The sequence below is a fragment of the uncultured Campylobacter sp. genome (assembly GCF_938031315.1).
Classification (GTDB): domain Bacteria; phylum Campylobacterota; class Campylobacteria; order Campylobacterales; family Campylobacteraceae; genus Campylobacter_B.
The window spans coordinates 1-3,857 of the sequence record NZ_CALHHT010000287.1 but is presented as its reverse complement, the minus strand read 5'-3'; the positions used below and the strand labels follow the sequence as shown (position 1 = coordinate 3,857).

Sequence of the window (3,857 nt, the reverse complement as noted above, 5' to 3'; positions counted from 1 at the left end):
TCGTCCCCTGCGCTGTAGTTAAGAAGGAGCACTCCGTCTTTGTAGTCACCGCTCATGACGAGGTCTCCATCGAAGTCGCCGGTAAAGATAATACTCTCGGATAAAACAGACCATTCAAAACTGCCTATGTCTTCACCCATAAAGCTTATTGTAGCGGAGTGCTCACCATCAAATGTTGCTGAAAGCGCAGTAGGATCAACTTCTTCGGATGCATCATTACCAAGTACATCTGTAACTGAAACACTTACCCAATCTCCGATAAGGGCTTTTTCTTCTTTTGGCAAATAGTTCTCAGGCTTTGCAGCATCTGTTCCCTCTTTGGCAAAGGTTAAGTCCATTGAAGTTCCGATCTGCTCTTTTAGGAAATCTTTAAAATTTATTTATATTTGTTCCATATCCATATAAAATTTAAGCAAAAAAAATGTAAAATAGTAGCTAAAAATTATGTTATTGACCGGAGGGTAGTATCATGAAAGTTAAGAGTTTTAGGTTGGTGCCGATTTTGGCGCTGTTCGTTTGTTGTTTGACAAACGCGTTTGCAGATGATAGCAGGTCGAACGTGAAGATAAATTCTGCTACCCCAATAAGCAACGAGTATCGTGACGATGGCGTGCTGGACGGAAGGAGAGGTGGTTGGACTTGGAACGGAGATCAGGGTTTGTATAATTTCACCACTATAAAAAATCGGTCTGACGAATTAAACCAAAAGCCGATAGTTAGATTCGGCGGTGCGGGCACATACGTCTTTGGAGACTACGCCGTGACCGGAAAGCCGGTGATTAGTTTAAGCTGGCCTTTTGCTCTAGGCCGTGATTACATGTGGGGAGCAAAAGGCACATACATTAAAGATGACGGCGACGGACAGTTTTATTTGAATAGTTCAAAAGCTGTTTTGAGGCTTCCTAAGGGCGTGACTAAAGACGATATAGTCTATGCGAGACTTTATTGGCAGGGAAATATATTCAGCACGACTGATTTTGACAGCGAAGCAGAATACAACAGCAAAGACGGAAAAAAATTGACCGGTTTTGCTAAGGGGTATACACGGGTGAAATTTAAAATGAAAAGCTCGAAAGGTAAAGCTAGCATAATAGAAGATGTTTATAGAGATAGATGCGAAGGAACGGCTGCTTGGAACTTTTTGGCAAAATCTCGCAAGCCCTTACGTTTGCGTTTAAAATATGGCTGCACTAAAGATATTACCGATCTAGTCAAGGAATATTTTAAAGATTATTCCGACAGCATTGAATTTACTGTAGGAAACGTAAAAACGAGTGATGGTATGGATCCAATCGGTGCAGATTTTACCAATGGAGAGTTCACCACCGCTCGTATTGGGCCGTACGGCGGATGGGGAATAATCGTAGTATATGATAAAACCGCCCCGTCCAGAAGGGCTTTGCTAGATAATTTACAATCTAACGATAGCGTAACGGGTCAAAAAATGACTTATAAAGAGGCCGTAGAATATAAAAATAAATATTTTAAACCAAAAAACGTAACTATTTACGGCGATTATTTTGTCCTCACCCCTTGGGATAATGGATATACGCCTATAAACATTAACGCTACCATCAATGGATTTTATACACCTAGAAGTGGGTCCGTAAGTGCAAAGCTAGGGTTTTTAGGGTTTGGTGGCGAGAGAAAAATGACCTCCGACGAGTATTTTAAAGTTCAACACAAAGGAACCGCACAAATGGATTCGCTATACGGATCCGGTGTGGTTAATCAACGGTTAGCTAACGATCGCGCTAATATATACGACGGCTCTGTCGCTTTACTTATAAATGATAACGGCACCTATAAGTATAGCTATCCATACGGCACTGGTTATTTAGGTGGATTTGATCTGGACGAATTCGATATCGGTTCAAAGATGAAGAATGCGCAATCTAGTCTAAACATCTCTTTGGGTGCGGCGTGGGAAGATCTCAACGGAGGTCAAGCCGATCAAAACTTCATAAGTATGATTGCTATTTCCGCCGATTTGTATGTCCCTCAAATGTGCTATCAGTATGAAGTCTATAACGCCTCTAACTGGGTTAAATTCTTTGATAATGATGGTAACCGAAGAAGCGAAGAGGATGTAAAAAAACTACATGAACCTCCTGAGCAGATCAAAAACCCGGTAGTTGCCGGCGAGAATATCTATTATAGAATGAAATTTGAAAATAGATTGAATGGCGGTAATAGCGAAGATGCAGCAGGTGCGGTAGTATCGATCGACTTTTCTCAAGCGGGCGCTACCTATACTAAAGATAGTTCTACTATAAATAATAAACTAACTGTAAACAATCCTATCAATACCACTACGGATACCATACCCGCAGCGGTAGCCGAAGATCTGGTCTATCTACGCGACGGGAAGCAGGGTGCATACAAGACGATGAAAGACGTCATAAAAGGTGGCACCCCAAACGTCACGGATCCTATCTATAATAATAGGCAATTTACGATGCTAGATAGGAATGTCTTAAAATTCCATATCGGCGAGGGTGCAGGAGAGATAAAAGCTGGCACGACTACTCCGGTGGGCGGTCTAATGAGACCAGGTAAAGCGGCGTATGGTGAGTTTAACGCTACCGTTAATACCGGTGCAAAAATTCTTCAAGCTCCTGCCGTGACACTAAGTTATAAGATGAGCTTAGATATAGGCGGCGGTCAGCGAGTCTTCATAGAGATGGATAGCGCTTCCGAGCTTGAATTATGCGACGCGACAAAGGTTTCTAAAAGCGTTAATATCCTACCTTTAAGCGGTTTGCAGGTAGTCAATAAGAATTTTAGTAAAAATGACGACGATGATAGACTATATACTCAAATCTCCGATAAGCCTTTCGATGCGAAACTTATCTTTAGACCGGATTATGAGAGTCAATTTTGTAAGGAGTATAACAATGAAACTGGTAAATGTACGGAATATATCGATGCTGCTGCAAATTCTCCTTACTTCAAAAAAGATCCAAATACCGGCAAGCTCGTATATATCGGTAGTGAGGCTAGAAAGCTTGAGAAATTTGACTTGAGCGGTAAATTGTATTTATCCGTTGTCAGGGCGAGAAATGCCGCTACTACCTCGGATAAAATTGCCGATGACCATAAGGGAAATAGCGCAGTTTACTCATGCCGATCCGTAACCGATTCCTTAAAAATTCCGTTTAAGATGAAGGACAAAACCGATTACACTATCGATAAGGAAGTGGATTTTAAAGGAAAAAGTATTTTAGAGCTAAACGATATAGAGATAGGAGATGCATATCAGGGTCTTACATTTATGCTTAGCTATCGTCCGGACAATCAAGTTGCCTCAGGGTCCGATTTAGATCAGTATATAAAAAACAAAGATTTAAATAGCAGCGATCCTAAGGCTTATTATTCGGAGCTCAAGAAATGGGAGCTTAAAAAGCGATATGGATATTGTGAGTCTGGTGAGAAATTTGGTTGGTGCAACAAAAATCTAACCGAGAACCAAAAGAAGGACATTTGGAAGAATAAAATACAACCAGAGCTGCAGAAGCTTGAAGATAATATAAAGGCTGCTAAAGATGAGTTCGGAATTCAAATGTCAAAAGACGGCTCGTTCCACATATGCGGTAGCGATAACTTCGTGCTTCGTCCTGCATATTTTAATGTAGATACAGAAGCACTGAAGAATTCGGGCAAGTATAGCAAGATCGTAGATACCACTGCGAGTGGTGATATAACCAAAAAAGGTGATGGCACCAGCGTACTTAATCCTAATAATCTGCGCGTAGGCGGCGATTATACACAAAATGCAGATATCTTGGCTCATGTAATATCGGCCAGAAGCTATAGCGGCAACGGCGTACCTAACTACACAGCAGAAATCGGTGGCG

General features: G+C 41.4%; 2 protein-coding genes. One reads left to right on the top strand and one right to left on the bottom strand.

Translation table 11 applies throughout. The features are described 5' to 3' along the window. Positions 1-338 (bottom strand): hypothetical protein (locus Q0236_RS07050; RefSeq protein ID WP_297916413.1); only part of this gene is annotated, 338 nt, incomplete at its 3' end. A gap of 131 nt (positions 339-469) precedes the next feature. Here Q0236_RS07050 and Q0236_RS07045 point away from each other — a divergent pair. Then, on the top strand, positions 470-3,857 hold a 3,388-nt coding region (locus Q0236_RS07045; protein WP_297916411.1), incomplete at its 3' end, for a hypothetical protein.